General features: G+C 72.6%; 17 protein-coding genes. 9 read left to right on the top strand and 8 right to left on the bottom strand.

The annotated features are described in order from the left end of the window. Nucleotides 1-2 precede the first annotated feature (2 nt). Complete coding sequence (locus tag ACFV9Q_RS09615; protein ID WP_377234216.1) at nt 3-851, bottom strand: class II glutamine amidotransferase; 849 nt, start codon at nt 849-851, stop codon at nt 3-5. Between the two features lie 75 nt (nt 852-926). Next, nucleotides 927-1,490, bottom strand: a complete 564-nt coding sequence (locus ACFV9Q_RS09610) for a dihydrofolate reductase family protein (RefSeq protein ID WP_377234215.1) — start codon at nt 1,488-1,490, stop codon at nt 927-929. 333 nt (nt 1,491-1,823) lie between these two features. Here ACFV9Q_RS09610 and ACFV9Q_RS09605 point away from each other — a divergent pair, with 333 nt between their 5' ends. The 3 genes from ACFV9Q_RS09605 to ACFV9Q_RS09595 are packed head-to-tail and all read left to right on the top strand — an operon-like array spanning nt 1,824 to nt 3,757. Beyond that, on the top strand, nt 1,824-2,447 hold the full coding sequence (locus tag ACFV9Q_RS09605) for a maleylpyruvate isomerase family mycothiol-dependent enzyme (protein ID WP_377234214.1): 624 nt from the start codon (nt 1,824-1,826) through the stop codon (nt 2,445-2,447). A gap of 36 nt (nt 2,448-2,483) precedes the next feature. Continuing rightward, the gene (locus ACFV9Q_RS09600) at nt 2,484-3,458 is read left to right on the top strand and encodes an aminoglycoside phosphotransferase family protein (RefSeq protein ID WP_377234213.1); all 975 of its coding nucleotides are present in this window, start codon (nt 2,484-2,486) and stop codon (nt 3,456-3,458) included. Then, on the top strand, nt 3,455-3,757 hold the full coding sequence (locus ACFV9Q_RS09595; protein ID WP_377234212.1) for a hypothetical protein: 303 nt from the start codon (nt 3,455-3,457) through the stop codon (nt 3,755-3,757). Before ACFV9Q_RS09600 ends, ACFV9Q_RS09595 begins: the two co-directional genes overlap by 4 nt. Here the strand turns inward: ACFV9Q_RS09595 and ACFV9Q_RS09590 are convergent. Next, nucleotides 3,754-4,521, bottom strand: coding sequence for a hypothetical protein (locus tag ACFV9Q_RS09590; RefSeq protein WP_377234211.1), 768 nt, complete (start codon nt 4,519-4,521; stop codon nt 3,754-3,756). The two genes, ACFV9Q_RS09595 and ACFV9Q_RS09590, sit on opposite strands and share 4 nt — an antisense overlap. A gap of 95 nt (nt 4,522-4,616) precedes the next feature. On the opposite strand from ACFV9Q_RS09590, the gene ACFV9Q_RS09585 reads away from it, so the two are divergent. Further along, nucleotides 4,617-5,342 (top strand): AAA family ATPase, encoded by a 726-nt coding sequence (locus tag ACFV9Q_RS09585; RefSeq protein WP_377234210.1) that lies wholly within the window; start codon nt 4,617-4,619, stop codon nt 5,340-5,342. Nucleotides 5,343-5,354: 12 nt separating this feature from the next. Here ACFV9Q_RS09585 and ACFV9Q_RS09580 read toward each other — a convergent pair whose 3' ends face one another. Next, nucleotides 5,355-5,867: a GNAT family N-acetyltransferase gene (locus ACFV9Q_RS09580; RefSeq protein ID WP_377234209.1), complete on the bottom strand. Its 513-nt coding sequence runs from the start codon at nt 5,865-5,867 to the stop codon at nt 5,355-5,357. Between the two features lie 130 nt (nt 5,868-5,997). Between ACFV9Q_RS09580 and ACFV9Q_RS09575 the strand changes: the two genes are divergently transcribed. Continuing rightward, complete coding sequence (locus ACFV9Q_RS09575) at nt 5,998-6,564, top strand: pyridoxamine 5'-phosphate oxidase family protein (RefSeq protein ID WP_377234208.1); 567 nt, start codon at nt 5,998-6,000, stop codon at nt 6,562-6,564. Here the strand turns inward: ACFV9Q_RS09575 and ACFV9Q_RS09570 are convergent. After that, the gene (locus tag ACFV9Q_RS09570) at nt 6,558-7,931 is read right to left on the bottom strand and encodes a glutamate decarboxylase (protein ID WP_377234207.1); all 1,374 of its coding nucleotides are present in this window, start codon (nt 7,929-7,931) and stop codon (nt 6,558-6,560) included. The genes ACFV9Q_RS09575 and ACFV9Q_RS09570 overlap by 7 nt on opposite strands. A 73-nt stretch (nt 7,932-8,004) precedes the next feature. Further along, entirely contained in the window at nt 8,005-8,892 is an 888-nt protein-coding gene (locus ACFV9Q_RS09565; RefSeq protein WP_377234206.1) for a hypothetical protein, read from the bottom strand. A gap of 74 nt (nt 8,893-8,966) precedes the next feature. On the opposite strand from ACFV9Q_RS09565, the gene ACFV9Q_RS09560 reads away from it, so the two are divergent. Together ACFV9Q_RS09560 and ACFV9Q_RS09555 are read left to right on the top strand one after the other, a co-directional pair. Further along, the gene (locus tag ACFV9Q_RS09560; protein WP_377234205.1) at nt 8,967-9,809 is read left to right on the top strand and encodes an inositol monophosphatase family protein; all 843 of its coding nucleotides are present in this window, start codon (nt 8,967-8,969) and stop codon (nt 9,807-9,809) included. Nucleotides 9,810-9,894: 85 nt separating this feature from the next. Then, a complete protein-coding gene (locus tag ACFV9Q_RS09555; protein WP_377234204.1) occupies nt 9,895-10,557 on the top strand; it encodes a histidine phosphatase family protein in 663 nt (220 codons plus the stop codon). 24 nt (nt 10,558-10,581) lie between these two features. On the opposite strand, the gene ACFV9Q_RS09550 is transcribed toward ACFV9Q_RS09555, so the two are convergent. Continuing rightward, nucleotides 10,582-11,514, bottom strand: coding sequence for an RNA polymerase sigma-70 factor (locus tag ACFV9Q_RS09550; RefSeq protein ID WP_377234203.1), 933 nt, complete (start codon nt 11,512-11,514; stop codon nt 10,582-10,584). Next, nucleotides 11,511-12,746, bottom strand: coding sequence for an NAD(P)/FAD-dependent oxidoreductase (locus ACFV9Q_RS09545; RefSeq protein WP_377234202.1), 1,236 nt, complete (start codon nt 12,744-12,746; stop codon nt 11,511-11,513). Before ACFV9Q_RS09545 ends, ACFV9Q_RS09550 begins: the two co-directional genes overlap by 4 nt. A 170-nt stretch (nt 12,747-12,916) precedes the next feature. On the opposite strand from ACFV9Q_RS09545, the gene ACFV9Q_RS09540 reads away from it, so the two are divergent. Both ACFV9Q_RS09540 and ACFV9Q_RS09535 read left to right on the top strand, forming a co-directional pair. After that, on the top strand, nt 12,917-13,261 hold the full coding sequence (locus ACFV9Q_RS09540; protein WP_377234201.1) for an ArsR/SmtB family transcription factor: 345 nt from the start codon (nt 12,917-12,919) through the stop codon (nt 13,259-13,261). Next, the gene (locus tag ACFV9Q_RS09535; protein ID WP_377234200.1) at nt 13,258-13,977 is read left to right on the top strand and encodes a cation transporter; all 720 of its coding nucleotides are present in this window, start codon (nt 13,258-13,260) and stop codon (nt 13,975-13,977) included. Before ACFV9Q_RS09540 ends, ACFV9Q_RS09535 begins: the two co-directional genes overlap by 4 nt. The last annotated feature ends 9 nt before the right edge of the window (nt 13,978-13,986 follow it).

The raw sequence follows: 13,986 nt of genomic DNA, 5'->3' as shown, positions 1-13,986 counted from the left end.
GGTCACGGTGGATCGGTCTCGGGGGCCGGCGTCGGCGCGAACTCGCGCAGCTCCTCCCGGCCGCCCCGGACGACGAGGCATGACGACTCCGGCACCTCCCGCCACGCCCCGTGCAGGTCCCCCAGCGGTTCGGACACCACGAGCCGTGCGTCGTCGGAGAGCTCGTGCAGCACGGGGTTGTCCGGGTACTGGTGACGGAGCGTGGAGACGTCGGTGCTGTGGAACAGCGAACGGGACTTGCCCACGCTGGAGTAGCGGAACGCCCACGTGGTCTCCCCGTCGGTCGTCGCCACCGTCATCTGGATCGCGTGCTCGACGCCGTGGCGTCGTCCCGTCTCCTCGATGAGGCCGACCGCTCGGGCCACTGCTTCGGGAGGGTCGTCTTCGAGCCCGAAGGTCAGGGCCAGGTAGAAGAAGACCTCGGAGTCCGTCGATCCCTCGATCCCCGGGTAGAGGGCAGGATCGACGGCCATCGCCAGGTCGCGCTTCACCGCCGCGAAGTCCGCGATGGACCCGTTGTGCATCCAGAGCCAGCGGTGATGGCGGAACGGATGGCAGTTGGTCTGCTGCACGTCCGTGCCGGTCGAGGCACGGATGTGGGCGAAGACCCGCCCGGCGGCCGCGTGGGCCGAAATCTCCTGCAGGTTGCGGTCGTTCCAGGCCGGCTCGGTGCTGTGGTAGATGCCCGGTTCGGCCAGGGCGCCGTACCAGCCGACGCCGAAACCGTCACCGTTGATCGTCTCCGCGCCCAGCCGTGAGTGCCTGCTCTGCACCACCAGCGAGTTCTCCGGCTTGTAGAGCAGGTCCTCCAGTAGCACCGGCGAACCCGAGTACGCGAGCCAACGACACATCTTTGACCTCACTCTCGCCGCCAGGATGCGTCGGGAACGGGCCTCGCGCGTCGTCCGAATCGGGTGAGGTCGGGCTCAGCGCCTCGTCTCGTACCGGTTCATAACCACACCGCCGGGGAACGTCCGTGTCTCCACCAGGTTCAGCTTCACCCAGCCGTCCAGGGCCGCGAAGAACGGTCTGCCGCCACCCAGAAGGATCGGATGGGTGACGACCGCGTACTCGTCGATGAGCCCGGCCCGCATGGCGGCCCCGGCGATCGCCGCGCCACCGACCCGCATGGGCCCGCCGTCCTCGGCCTTGAGCCGGGTGATCTCCGCGACCGCGTCGCCGTCGAACAGGCGGGCGTTCCAGTCGACCGTGTCGATCGTCGACGAGAACACCACCTTGGGCGTGTCCCGCCAGTTCCGCGCGAACTCGATCTGCGCCGGGGTGGCGTCCGGCTGCTGGTCGCCGGTCGGCCAGTAGGAGCTCATGTTCTGCCACAGCTTGCGCCCGTACAGGAACTGCTCGATCGCCTTCTCCTCGTCGAGCCACCACTGGAACAGCTCGTCGTTCGGCTCGCTCCAGCCGATGTCGTCGCCGGGCGCGGCGATGTAGCCGTCCAGGCTCACGTTCATCCCGTAGCGCAGTTTCCGCATGGCTCCAGCCTTTCCGTCGGTCGGTCTCCAGACAGAGACCGGGACGACGCGGGAAACTCATCGGTGCCGCTGGCACCGGCCGAGCCGATCAGCCGCGCTTGGAAACGGCGTCGTTCGCGCGCTGCCACCCGGCGGCGACGTGCTCGAGCTTCCTTGTTCCGCCTGGCGCTGGAGCAGCGTTCCGCGAGATCGCCGAGGCCATCGGCAGCGGGCTGGGCCTGCCCGCCGATCTCGACAACGGCCACTACTTCCCCGCCGGCTGGCGGTCGAGCCCCGGCATGTCGGCAGGGCCCCGGATCTCCCAAGGCGTCTCCCGTTCCTAGACTGTCCGCCATGACACGACCGTCGCAGATCCAGGAGCGGGAGCACGCGGCGCTCGTCGCCGACCTCCGCACGCTGACGCCGGAGCAGTGGCGCTCGCCGACGCTGTGCGGCGACTGGGATGTCGAGGACGTCGTCGCGCACCTGGGTGCCGCGTCGGGGCTGACGTTCTGGGGCTGGCTGCGCAGCATCGCCGGTGCCCGCTTCGACGCGGACGTGCACAACCAGCGGCGGCTGGAGGAGTTCCGCGGGGACTCGCCCGCGCAGACGCTGGAGCGCTACGCCGCCGTCGGGCCTATCGCGCTGCCCCGCAGGGAGAGCGTGGCCGGGCTGGGCGAGCTGATCGTGCACGCCGAGGACATCCGCCGTCCCCTGGGGCTGAGGCACGAGCCGGACGCCGAGGGCCTGCTCCTGGTCGCGCGGTTCTTCGCGGCCAAGGACTTCGCGGTGAACAGCAGGTCGCTGGTCAAGGGGCTCCGGCTGACCGCCACGGACGCGGAGTTCCGGACCGGTGACGGGCCTGCGGCCACGGGTCCGCTGCTCTCCCTGGTCATGGCGATGGCGGGACGGCGCGAGGCGCTCGCGGACCTGGAGGGCGACGGCGTGCCGGTGCTGGGCCGACGGCTGGGGGCGTGACGACCGGATCGCGCTGATCGCCCGTAGGGTGCCCCGATGATCGATGTGCCGGAGGCGTTCGCACGGACAACCCTTGAGCGCGAGGGCGAGTTCGGGGCGGTGTGGCTCGCCGAGCTTCCCGGGATGGTGGACGAACTCATGGCCGGTTGGGAGTGCGTGCCCGACGGCGCCGTCCTGCACGGCGGCGTGGGCATCATCGTTCCCGTACGACGTCGATCCGAGCCGCCCGCGATGCTGAAGGTGTCGTTCCCGCACCCGGGCAACGTCCACGAACCGGACGCGTTCGCCGCGTGGGGCGGGCGCGGCGCCGTCCTGCTGCGGGTGCGGGACGACGAGCGCTTCGCGATGCTCCTGGAACGAGTCCGGACCTCGACCCTGGCGGACGTCGACGACGGCGACGAGGTCGCCACCGTCGCGGGCCGCATCAGCCGGAGGCTGGCCGTTCCCGCACCCCCGGGCCTGCCGCGGCTGCGGGACCAGGCGGGCGCCTGGGAGCAGGACCTGCGTCGGGACGCCGAGGAGCTTCCGCACGCCCTGCCGCCACACGTGGTGGACGCCGCCGTCGCGACCGTCCGCGAGATCGGCAGCGCCCAGCCCGACACGCTCGTGCACGGCGACCTGCACCCGAGAAACATCCTGCGGGCCGACCGCGAGCCCTGGCTGGCTGTCGATCCCAAGGGGTACGCGGGTGACCCTGCGTACGACGTCGGCGCGCTCCTGAAGGCGCGGGCCGTGACGTTCCTCGACGCCGGGGGCCTGCGCGCAGTCGTGCGCCGCACCCTGGACGTCTTCGCCGACGCCGCCGAGCTCGACCGTGCGAGAGTCCAGCGCTGGGCTCAGCTCCACGCCGTCAAGGCCGCGTTCTCGGGCCGCCGGCGCGGATTCCGGATCGCCCGCAGCGGGTCGCGGGCGGACCGCCTCACCGAGTACGCGGAACACCTGGCGGAGCTGCTGTCCCAGCCGTACTTCCGTCGATTTCCTGGCGGCTCGGTGGCACGCTTCACCCCATGAGCGACGAGACGATCGACGAGACGGGCGGCGCCGCGAAGGCCGCCTCCACGGAGCAGGTTGTGCACAGCTCGGCCAGCTCGCTCACGATCGGGCTCTGTCTGATCCTCGGGGGCGGGGTCATCTTCTTCCTGGCCCGCCTGTTCGTCGTTGGGCCCACCGGGGGTGGATCCATGATTCTGATGTTCCTCGGGGGTACGGCGATCGTCTTCGGCGTCGTCCAGCTCGTCATCGGCGTCTACCAGCTCGCCGACAACATCGACCGGACGGCGAAGGCCGTGCTCGACGGGCAACGGCGCTAGCTCGACTCCCAGACCACGAGGTCGAACGCGACGGTCTCGGCGTCACCGTTGACCGCCGCGATGTGCGCGTACGCGGTGCGCCGCTCGTTGGTCTGCACGCAGAGGTGCATCCCCTCGGCCACCGCGTCCGTGGCGATGGTCTGCTGCCAAGTCGTCTGCGCCTCGCAGTCCGCCCGGCTGGGCGCGCCGCTCATGATGGTGAGGCGCGCGCCCTCGACGCCGACGTCGCCGTAGCAGAGGTCCTGCGGGACCGACGCGGCGCCCCAGTTGGCCGACGTCGTGTCCAGGTCGAGGCAGGTGTGGAGCATTACCTGGACGGGGGCGTTCGTCTCGCGCCTGATCCCTGAGACGACGGCGGAAGCACCGCCGCCGGAATCGTCCGGCGCCGCGCCGTCATCAGTCCCGGTGTCGGTCCCGGCACCGTCGCCCGCGCTCGCCTGATCACGCAGCCGCCGGTTCTCCTCGCGCAGCTCCTGGTTCTGCGCCTCGAGGTCGTCGAGCTCGGCCTGCCGGCTGTCGTTCTGGTCGCGCAGGGCGGTGGCCTCGTCGTCGAGCAGGCCGTTGGCCGCCTCCAGGTCCTTGATCCTGACTTCGAGGACCTGGACCTGTTCCCCGGAGTCCGACGTGCCCGGGGTGAACAGGTTCTCGCCCCAGGCCGTCGCGACGCCGCCGAGCACCGCGGCGACGACGGCCGCGACGACGGCGACCGAGTGCTGGCCGAACCAGCCCGCCCGGCGGCTCGGCGGACTCTCCTGGGTGTCCACCATCGTGAGGATACGGGCATATGCCGCGAAAGCGAGGGCTCGTCGAGAGGGCACGCGGCACCGGCTGCCGGACCCCTCGCGGCTAACCTGGCGGGGTGCTGATCGAGCGAGTGAGCGTCCGGCCCGCCCTGGTCGACGACGGCGTCTGGCCGTGGACCGTACCCGCCGTCGCCGAGCTTGCCGCGCGTGGCGTGCGGCTGACCAGCAGCATCGTGATCCTCATGGGCGCGAACGGGTCCGGCAAGTCCACCGTGCTCGAAGCGATCGCGGAGCAGTACGGGATCGACGTGCGGGGTGGCCACGGCGGTCGCAAGTACGCGAGCCAGCTCGACACGAGCCCGCTGGGCGAGGCGCTCGTCCTGGACCGGACGATTGCCGGGTCCCGGATGCTCCGGCAGAAAGCGAAGGGGTTCTACCTGCGTGCCGAGACGGCCGCCGGGATGCTGGAGTTCATGACGGGCGCCGGCGTGAGCGGCTACGGCGACCGGCTGTCGACGGAGGTCAGCCACGGCGAGTCCTACCTGCAGGCCATCTCGGGCCGGTTCAGCGGCCCCGGCCTCTACCTCCTGGACGAGGCCGAGGGGCCGCTGTCGTTCGAGTCCACCCTGCAGCTCCTGTACCGGTTGCAGGACCTGGTGGTCGACCACGCCGCCCAGGTGATCTACGCGACGCACTCACCGCTCGTGGCGGCGCTCCCCGGGGCACAGATCCTGGAGATGACCGACCACGGCATCGCCGAGCGCACCTGGTCCGAGCTGGAGTCGGTCGCCCTCTGGAAGCGATTCCTCGGCCGCCCGGAGACGTTCTTCGACGCCGTCTGACCGGCCTCCCGGTCAGAGCTCCGTCGTCAGGAACAGCGAGTCACCGTGCACGGCGTCCTTCTCCACGCGACCGGACTCCACGAACCCGACCTTCGCCAGCACCCGCAGCGACGCGACGTTCCAGTCCCGCACCGTGGCCCACAGCCGCCGGTAGCCCGACTCCCGCGCCCAGCCGAGCACCGCCTGCGCGGCCTCGGTCGCGTATCCCTGACCCCAGGCGCGGCGCAGCAGCTCGTACGCGAGTTCCGGCTCGTCCTCCTGCCCGTGCGTGTTCGCGATCAGCCCGCAGTAGCCGACGACGTCCCCGGTCGCCTTGACCTCCAGCGCCGGCAGCCCGAGGGAGCCGGGCGGGGCACCGTCGCGGATCCAGCCCTCGACGTCCTCGACGGTGGGGTGGCCGTCGGCGCGGATCCGTCGGTGCGGCGGCACCCGCGGGTCGCGCTCGGTCCACATCTCGTGCTGGACGGCGGCCTCGGACACGCGCCACGGCCGCAGCAGCAGGCGGTCGGTCTCCAGCACGAACATGCGCTCGACCCTATCCGGCAGACCGGTCGTCGGCCGGTTCGCACGACACCGCGGGCGCACGTCCAGAGCGCACCCGACGACCCCCGGACGCACCAGCACCAGCGGCGCCCCGCGTGGCAGCATGCGTGCCATGAAGCTGCACGAACGTATCGAGGGCCGGCTGCGCGAGTTCGTCGACCGGCAGCCCATGTTCTTCGTGGCGACGGCGCCCCTGGCCGCCGACGGCCACGTCAACCTCTCGCCCCGCGGCGTCCCCGGCACCTTCGGCGTGCTCGACGACCACACCTTCGCCTGGCTCGACGCCACCGGCAGCGGCAGCGAGACCATCGCGCACCTGCGCGAGAACGGCCGGATCACCGTCATGTTCTGCGCGTTCGACGGCCCGCCGAACATCGTCCGGCTGCATGGCACCGGCCGCGTCGTGACCCGGTACGACGACGGGTACGCGGCGCTCGCGGCCCGTTTCACCGACGTGCCGGGCGCCCGCGCGGTCGTCGTCGTCGACGTCGACCGCGTCTCCGACAGCTGCGGCTGGGGCGTGCCGCTCATGGCGTACGAGGGCGAGCGGGACCTGATGGGTCCCTACTTCGAGCGCAAGGGCGAGGCCGGGCAGCAGGAGTACCGGCGCACCAAGAACCTGACGAGCATCGACGGCCTGCGCGCCTTCGACGACGACCCAGCCCCCGCGCCTCAGTAGCCCGTGCCGGTCTTCGCCTGCATCCGCTCGATCGGGTGGGCGCCGCCCTTGAGGTCGAGGGTCGTGCAGGCGTCCTCGATGTCCTGGGTCAGCCGGTCCACCTGGGCCCGGCTCATCGTCTCCTTGACCAGGGCGCGGAGGATCTTCACGTCCTGCGCGTCGGGCGGGAGCGTGTACGCCGGCACCATCCAGCCGCGCTCCGCCGAGAGCTGCCAGGCGATGTCCGACTCGTCGTACCCCACGTGGTCGCCCGCCAGCCGGAAGGCGACCAGCGGCAGCTGCTCGGCCTCCTCGCCGATCACCTCGAACCGCCCCGTCTTGCGCAGGTTGGCGGCCAGCACGCGGGCGTTCTCCTGCATCTGCCTCATCACGTACGTGTAGCCCTCACGGCCGAGCCGCACGAAGTTGTAGTACTGGGCCAGGACCATCGCCGCGCCGGTCGAGAAGTTGAGCGTGAAGGTGGCGTCCGTCTTGCCCAGGTAGTTCTCGTAGAACACGAGGTCCTTCGCGAGGTCCGACGTCTCCCGGAAGACCAGCCAGCCGATCCCGGGGTAGACCAGGCCGTACTTGTGGCCCGACACGTTGATGGACCGGACCTGCTCCAGCCGGAAGTCCCACTCCGAGTCGGGGTAGAGGAAGGGCCAGACGAAGCCGCCGCTGGCGCCGTCGACGTGCAGCGGGATGTCGAGACCGCGCTCCGCCCGCACGTCCAGGAGCAGTCGGTTGATGCCGACGATGTCGTCCATGTGCCCCGTGAAGGTGGTGCCGAGCACGGCCGCCACACCGATCGTGTTCTCGTCGAGGTACGGGGACACGTCGTCGGGCCCGATCGTGTACTTGTCCTTCGCCAGCGGGATGATCCGGGGCTCGACGTCGAAGTACCGGCAGAACTTCTCCCAGACCACGTGCACGTCGCCGCCGAAGACCAGGTTGGGGCGGTCGACCGGCTGCCCGGCCGCCTCCCGGCGCTCCTTCCACTTCCACTTCAGCGAGAGCGCACCGAGCATGATCGCCTCCGACGACCCCTGGGTGCGGCACCCGGTGGTCTCGCCGGGAGCGTGGAAGAGGTCGGCGAGCATCCGCACGCACCGCTGCTCGATCTCGGCGGAGATCGGGTACTCCGCGTGGTCGATGAAGTTGCGGTGCAGGTTCTCGGCGATGATCCGCTGCGCCTCGGGCTCCATCCACGTCGTCACGAACGTCGCCAGGTTGCGCATCGGGTCACCCTCGAGCGCGAGGTCCTCGCCGAGCATCCGCATGGTGTCGGTGGGACTCATCCCGGTGGCCGGGAACACCGTGGAGGGTGGCTCCTCGGTGAGGAATCTGTTGCCGTAGAGCGCCGTCGTGCGCTCGTCGCGCGTGGCCATGTTTTCGAGTGAAGCACGGCGCCCTGGCCCCGGCGACCCAAGGCCGGGCGAACTTCGCCCGGCGCTCGCGGGGTCAGCGGTCCGGGCGTTCCGCGAGCTGCAGCGCCCCGCCGACGACGAAGCAGACCGCCCCCGCGAACGTGCCCCAGTTGACCAGGCCCAGGTCGACCACGGTCGACGTCGCCGGCCGGGTGAACGCGGCGAGCCCGGCGAGGAAGAAGAACACCGAGCCGAGCTGGTTGACCGCCACCACCCACCAGCCGAGCTCGCGGGGCCGCAGCCCGATGTGGCCGTGGCAGACCTCGACCAGGGCGAGGTGCCCCGAGACGAGGAAGCAGATGCAGCCGACGATGTCCGGGAACCAGATCCAGCCGTTGGACTGCCGCGCCGTGAGGTCGGACGCGAACGCGGCCACCAGGCTGACCCCGAAGAACAGGGTCCCGGCGAACAGCACCGCCGCGCTGAGCCAGCCGATCTGCCGTGGCCACCACGCCCACCACCGCCACGCCGTCCCGCGGAGCATTCCGCGCTCGTCGATGTCGGTCGGCATGTTCGACGCCTGCACCACCGAGACGTAGCCGCCGGCGCTGAAGAACACCCCGCCGACGAGGTAGACCATGTCGACGCCGCGCACGCTCCCGGCGCCGAACTGGGCCAGGAGGGGGCCGAGGGCGAACAGGGAGCCGCCGATCATGAAGGCGATGCCCGCGGCGAGGTTCGCCCGGGCCAGCCGGGTCGCGGTCGCGGGCTCGGCGCCGACGACGCGGGTCACGCTCCCGTCGGCGTCCCGGATCTCGACCCGGCCGCGGCGGCGGGCAGCGCGTGACGCCCAGCGGACCGACGAGCCGTCCACGAGGTGCCAGGTCATCCGGGTGATGAACCCGCCCGAACGCTCGACCCGGCCCAGCGCCCACCGCGCCGGACGGGCGATGCGCAGGCCGTGCGGCGCGTCGTCAGCCACGTTCCGAAATTAGCACCGGCCGGGAGAAGGCACGCGGGGCAGCGGGCGCAGGCCCGGCCGCTACGCTCCGCGACATGGCCACCCCGTACGCGAGCCCCGACCCCACGAGCCTGGACGACGCCGGCGTCGCGACAGCCGCGGCCCGGGCCGGCGCGCACGTGGTGCGCTCCCTGTACGGCCGGCGGCTCGCCCGGGTCGACAAGGGCGGCGGGGACTTCGCCACGGCCGCCGACGTCGAGGCCGAGCAGGCGATCCTCGACGTCCTGCGGGCCGCCCGGCCCGACGACGCTGTGCTCGGCGAGGAGAGCGGGCAGCACGGCGCCGCCGGGTCCGCGCGCCGCTGGCTGGTCGATCCGCTGTGCGGCACGCTGAACTACGCCGTCGGCGGCATGCTGGTGGCGGTGAACGTGGCGCTGCATGACGGGTCGCTGCATGACGGGGCGCTGCATGACGAGGCAGCAGCCGTCGCCGACCCCTTCAGCGGCGAGGTGTTCGTCACCGACGGCGAGACCGCCTGGGCGCTACGGGACGACGTCGCCGAGAAGCTGGTGCCGACGTCGGCCACCCGGCTGGTGGACGTCAACCTGGACCCGCCCTTCCCTAGCGCGCCCGGCTTCCGCGCCGTCGACCTGCTGGCCCATCCCGGCTTCGTGGAACGGTTCCGGCCGCGCGTCGTGTCCACGACCCTGGCGCTGACCTGGGTCGCGGCGGGCAAGCGCGCCGCGTACGTCACCGACGGCGCCGACCTCGCCGGGTCCGTGCACTTCGCGGCCGGCATCGCGCTGTGCCGGGCCGCCGGCTGCGTGGTCACCGGGATCGACGGCGAGCCGGTCGGGCCCGCGAGCCGCGGGCTGGTCGCGGCCGCCGACGCCGGGACGCACCGGCTGCTGATGTCGATGATCCGCGGCGAGGCCTGAGCCGGCTCTCCCGGATGCCTGGGTGCCGGGACGCCGCCGGACGCCGGATGGCGGCTCGACCCGCCCGGTCGGGGAGAATGCGCCCATGCGACTTCTGCTGCTGCGCCACGGACAGACCCCCTCGAACGTGGAAGGCCTGCTCGACACGGCACACCCCGGACCGGGCCTGACCCGGCTCGGCGAGCTGCAGGCGGCCGCGGTCCCCGCGGCGCTGCGCGACCGCCAGATCGACGCGATCGCCGTCTCCTCGCTGGTGCGGACGTCGCTCACCGCGGCGCCGATCGCCCAGGATCGCGGCATCGAGCCGCAGGTGCTGGACGGCCTGCGCGAGATCGACGCCGGCGAGCTGGAGATGGCCGGCGCGCACGAGGCGCACCTGCGTTACCTCGACACGGTCTTCGGCTGGGCGCGCGGCGACATCGGCCGCGCGATGCCGGGCGGCCCGGACGGCGTCGCCTTCCTCGCCCGGTACGACGACGCCGTCTCGCAGCTCGCCGCCCAGGGGCTCGAGAGCGTCCTCGTGGTCTCGCACGGCGCCGCGATCCGCGCGTGGGCGGCGGCGCGCGCGACGGACGTCGACGTCGACCACGCCGAGCGGACGCCCCTGGCCAACACCGGCATGGTGGAGCTCGAGGGCGACCCCGTGGGCGGCTGGCGCGTGACGTCCTGGAACGCCGAACCCGTGGGCGGGGCCGAGCTGGCGCCGCTGGTGGGGGACGACCCGACGGGGGAGCCCGTCGAGCCCTGACCCGCGCCGCCGGCCCCCACCGGCTTACGTCGTCCCGACGTCGTACCGGGCGCCGGTGGATACGGCCCGGAGCTTGTCCGGGTTGGCCACGTTGTGGATGGCCACGATGCGGCCCTCGGCGTCGAAGTCGAACGTGACCGTGGAGATGACCCGGCCCGCGCCGCTGAACAGCATGCCCGGCCCGCCGTTGATCTCGACGAGCTCGGCCCGCATGTCGGCGGGGTCGATGCCCTGGTAGGTGACCGTCCCCATCGCCGCGAACCAGCCGGCCACCGTGTCCGCGCCCACCACGGGCCGCAGCGCCTGGCGGACCTTGCCGCCGCCGTCGGTCCACAGGGTGACATCGGGGGACAGGAGCTCCAGCAGCGCGTTGAGGTCGCCGCCGGTCGTGGCCGCGAAGAACCGCTCGGTCACCTCGCGCTGCCGGGCCCGGTCGGCGCTGTACCGCGGACGCCGGGCCTGCACGTGCTCGCGGGCGCGGTGCGCCGCCTGCCGCACCGCAGGCTCGGTGCGCTCCGTGGCCTCGGCGATCTCGGCGTGGCTGAAGCCGAAGACCTCCTTGAGCACGAACACAGCGCGTTCGAGCGGGCTCAGCGACTCGAGCACGACGAGCATCGCCATCGAGACCGACTCGGCGCTCACGGCGGCGTCCGCGGCGTCCCCGCCGGTCAGGATCGGCTCCGGCAGCCACGGGCCCACGTAGGTCTCGCGCTTGTGCCGGGTGGAGCGCAGCCGCTCCAGCGCCAGGTTGGAGACGATCCGCGTCAGGTAGGCCTTGGGGTCGGCCACCTGCGACCGGTCCGCGGAGGACCACCTGATCCACGCGTCCTGGACCGCGTCCTCGGCGTCGGCGGCGCTGCCCAGCAGGCGGTAGGCCACGGAGAACAACAGCCGGCGGTGGTCGTGGAAGACCTGCTGCCCGGGTCCGGCGTCCTGCCCGGGTACGCCGTCGTTCAACGCGCCACCTCCCGGGTGAAGTGCCCGCCGGTGGGCCAGAACGCGCCGGAGGCGGGAACCTTCTTCATGCGGCCGTAGGTGGGCCAGGGCGATGCGGTCACCGTCTCCTTGTACCGCATCGCCGTCCGTCCGGTCAGGCTGATCCGGCGCGGGCTGTCGTCCGGGTGCGTGAACTGGACCACGGCGTCGGCCCGGCCCAGGCTCACCGGCGTGTGGTAGTAGCCGAAGCGGAACGGCCTGGGCTCCTTGCCGCGCAGCACCCGGTCGATCGAGAGCGCGGCGTGCACGCCGGTCGGCATGCCGCCCTGGCAGGTGCCGTGCATGACGCCGTAGCCCTGGCGGATCGCAGCGGCGTCCCCGATCGCCCAGACGTCCGGGTGCGACACCGAGTGCAGCGCCGCGTCGGTGACGATCCGCCCGCGGTCGTCGACCTCCAGGCCCGCGACGGCGGCCAGCGGGGACACCCGCGCCCCGCCCGTCCAGAGCACGACGTCGGCGGCGACGCGCTCGCCGCCGGCCAGCTCCACGGCGTCCGGCCGCACCCGCACCACGTCGGCTCCGGCGCGGACCGTGACGCCCAGCCGGTCGAGGGCGCCGCGCAGGTGCGTCCGTGCCCTCGTGTTCATCGTGGCGCCGGGCTCGGTGCGGCCCACCAGCACGACGTCGAGGTCCGGCCGCTGCTCGGCGAGCTCCGCGGCCGACTCGACCCCCGTGAGCCCGGTGCCCACGACCACGACGGTGCCGCCGCGGAGCTGCCCCAGCCGGTCGGCCAGCAGCTCGGCGTCCTGCGCGCCGCTCAGGGTGAAGGCGTGGTCGTCGGCGCCCGGCACGCGCGCCGTGTCGGCCGCGCTGCCCAGCCCGTACACCAGGGTGTCGTAGGGCAGCTCCCGGTCGTCGTCGATCCGCACCGTCCGCGCGTCGGCGTCGACCGCCGTCACCCAGCCGCGGACGAACTGCGCGCCCGTGCCGTCGAGCATCTCCGGGATGCTCAGCTCCGCGACCTGCTGCCCGGTCGCCGTCATGTGCAGCCGGAGTCGCTCGGTGAACCGCTCCTGGGCGTTGACGACGGTCACCTGCACCGCCCCACCCCGCCGGGTTCGGGCGGCGAGCTGCACGGCCGCCGCCATGCCCGCGTACCCGGCGCCGAGGATCACCACACGGTGCGTGGTGCCAGCGGCTGTGGCAGTGGTGGCAGCGGCGGTGCCGGTGGCGTCGGTTCGCTGTGCGCTCATGGTTCCTGCTCCTTCGGTCGGTCTCGTTCGACGGTGTTGCCCGGTAGATGGAGGCAGGGCGCCCGCCCGTGACATCCGGCCGGTGTGACGCGGGACACACTGGAGCGCGCGCCGGAAACGCCATCAGTACAGCGTTCCCTGAATACACGATTCCGTGTACCGTCACGTCCATGACCGAGACGATCGCCGAGTCGGTGACCCTGACCCATACCGCCGCCCTGGCGCGGCTGGGGCACGCGCTGTCCGACGAGACCCGCACCCGGATCCTGCTCGCGCTGCGGGAGGCGCCGGCCTACCCGTCCGACCTCGCCGACGCGCTGGGGGTGTCCCGGCAGGTGATGTCCAACCAGCTCGCCTGCCTGCGCGGCTGCGGTCTGGTCGAGTCCGTCAAGGACGGACGGCGCTCCTGGTACCGCCTCGCGGACACCCGCCTCGCGCCAGCGCTGGGCGACCTGCTCGGCCTGGTGCTGGCGGTCGACCCCGGCTGCTGCGGCCCCGACTGCACGTGCGTATGACGGCGCTCCCCGTGCCCCGGCCGCTGAGCGCGGCCCGGCGCGACGTGCTCGCTCGCCGCATCCGCTGGGTCGTGGCCGCCACGATCAGCTACAACGTGGTCGAGGCGGCGGTCGCCCTGACCGCCGGGCACCTGGCTTCCTCCAGCGCGCTGATCGGGTTCGGCCTGGACTCCGTGGTCGAGGTGCTGTCGGCGGCGGCGGTCGCATGGCAGTTCGCGGGCCGCGACCCGGAGGCCCGCGAGAAGGTCGCGATGCGCCTGATCGCCGTCTCGTTCTTCGGCCTGGCCGCGTTCGTCACCGTCGACGCCGCCCGCGCCCTCCTCGGCGCCACCTCGCCCGAGCACTCCGCGGTCGGCATCGTCCTGGCCGCCGTCAGCCTGCTGGTCATGCCGGGGCTGTCCTGGTTCGAGCGCCGCACGGGCCGCGAGCTCGGCTCCGCCTCCGCCGTGGCCGACTCCCGGCAGACCCTGATCTGCTCCTATCTCTCGGCGGCCCTGCTCGCCGGGCTCCTGCTCAACAGCCTGCTCGGCTGGTGGTGGGCCGACCCGGTCGCGGCCGTGGTCATCGCGGGCTTCGCCGTCCGCGAGGGCTGGGAGGCGTGGCACGGCGACGCCTGCTGCACTCCCGTGGCCCAGCTCGTGGGCGAGAGCGAGCGCGGGGCCGAGCAGGGGTGCGGCGACGACGGCTGCCGCTGCGGGGACCAGGCACCTTCCTGAGCCGCACCG

The organism is Promicromonospora sp. NPDC059942, from assembly GCF_042731755.1.
In the GTDB taxonomy this organism is placed as follows: domain Bacteria; phylum Actinomycetota; class Actinomycetes; order Actinomycetales; family Cellulomonadaceae; genus Promicromonospora.
The sequence above is the reverse complement of the archived record's forward strand: the minus strand, read 5'-3'. Positions and strand labels throughout refer to the sequence as shown.

Excerpts from the sequence above, each read along its gene's own strand:
- ACFV9Q_RS09615 (WP_377234216.1), bottom strand. The coding sequence starts at position 851 with ATGTGTCGTTGGCTCGCGTACTCGGGTTCGCCGGTGCTACTGGAGGAC.
- ACFV9Q_RS09610 (WP_377234215.1), bottom strand. The coding sequence starts at position 1,490 with ATGCGGAAACTGCGCTACGGGATGAACGTGAGCCTGGACGGCTACATC.
- ACFV9Q_RS09605 (WP_377234214.1), top strand. The coding sequence starts at position 1,824 with ATGACACGACCGTCGCAGATCCAGGAGCGGGAGCACGCGGCGCTCGTC.
- ACFV9Q_RS09600 (WP_377234213.1), top strand. The coding sequence starts at position 2,484 with ATGATCGATGTGCCGGAGGCGTTCGCACGGACAACCCTTGAGCGCGAG.
- ACFV9Q_RS09595 (WP_377234212.1), top strand. The coding sequence starts at position 3,455 with ATGAGCGACGAGACGATCGACGAGACGGGCGGCGCCGCGAAGGCCGCC.
- ACFV9Q_RS09580 (WP_377234209.1), bottom strand. The coding sequence starts at position 5,867 with ATGTTCGTGCTGGAGACCGACCGCCTGCTGCTGCGGCCGTGGCGCGTG.
- ACFV9Q_RS09575 (WP_377234208.1), top strand. The coding sequence starts at position 5,998 with ATGAAGCTGCACGAACGTATCGAGGGCCGGCTGCGCGAGTTCGTCGAC.
- ACFV9Q_RS09570 (WP_377234207.1), bottom strand. The coding sequence starts at position 7,931 with ATGGCCACGCGCGACGAGCGCACGACGGCGCTCTACGGCAACAGATTC.
- ACFV9Q_RS09560 (WP_377234205.1), top strand. The coding sequence starts at position 8,967 with ATGGCCACCCCGTACGCGAGCCCCGACCCCACGAGCCTGGACGACGCC.
- ACFV9Q_RS09555 (WP_377234204.1), top strand. The coding sequence starts at position 9,895 with ATGCGACTTCTGCTGCTGCGCCACGGACAGACCCCCTCGAACGTGGAA.
- ACFV9Q_RS09545 (WP_377234202.1), bottom strand. The coding sequence starts at position 12,746 with ATGAGCGCACAGCGAACCGACGCCACCGGCACCGCCGCTGCCACCACT.
- ACFV9Q_RS09540 (WP_377234201.1), top strand. The coding sequence starts at position 12,917 with ATGACCGAGACGATCGCCGAGTCGGTGACCCTGACCCATACCGCCGCC.
- ACFV9Q_RS09535 (WP_377234200.1), top strand. The coding sequence starts at position 13,258 with ATGACGGCGCTCCCCGTGCCCCGGCCGCTGAGCGCGGCCCGGCGCGAC.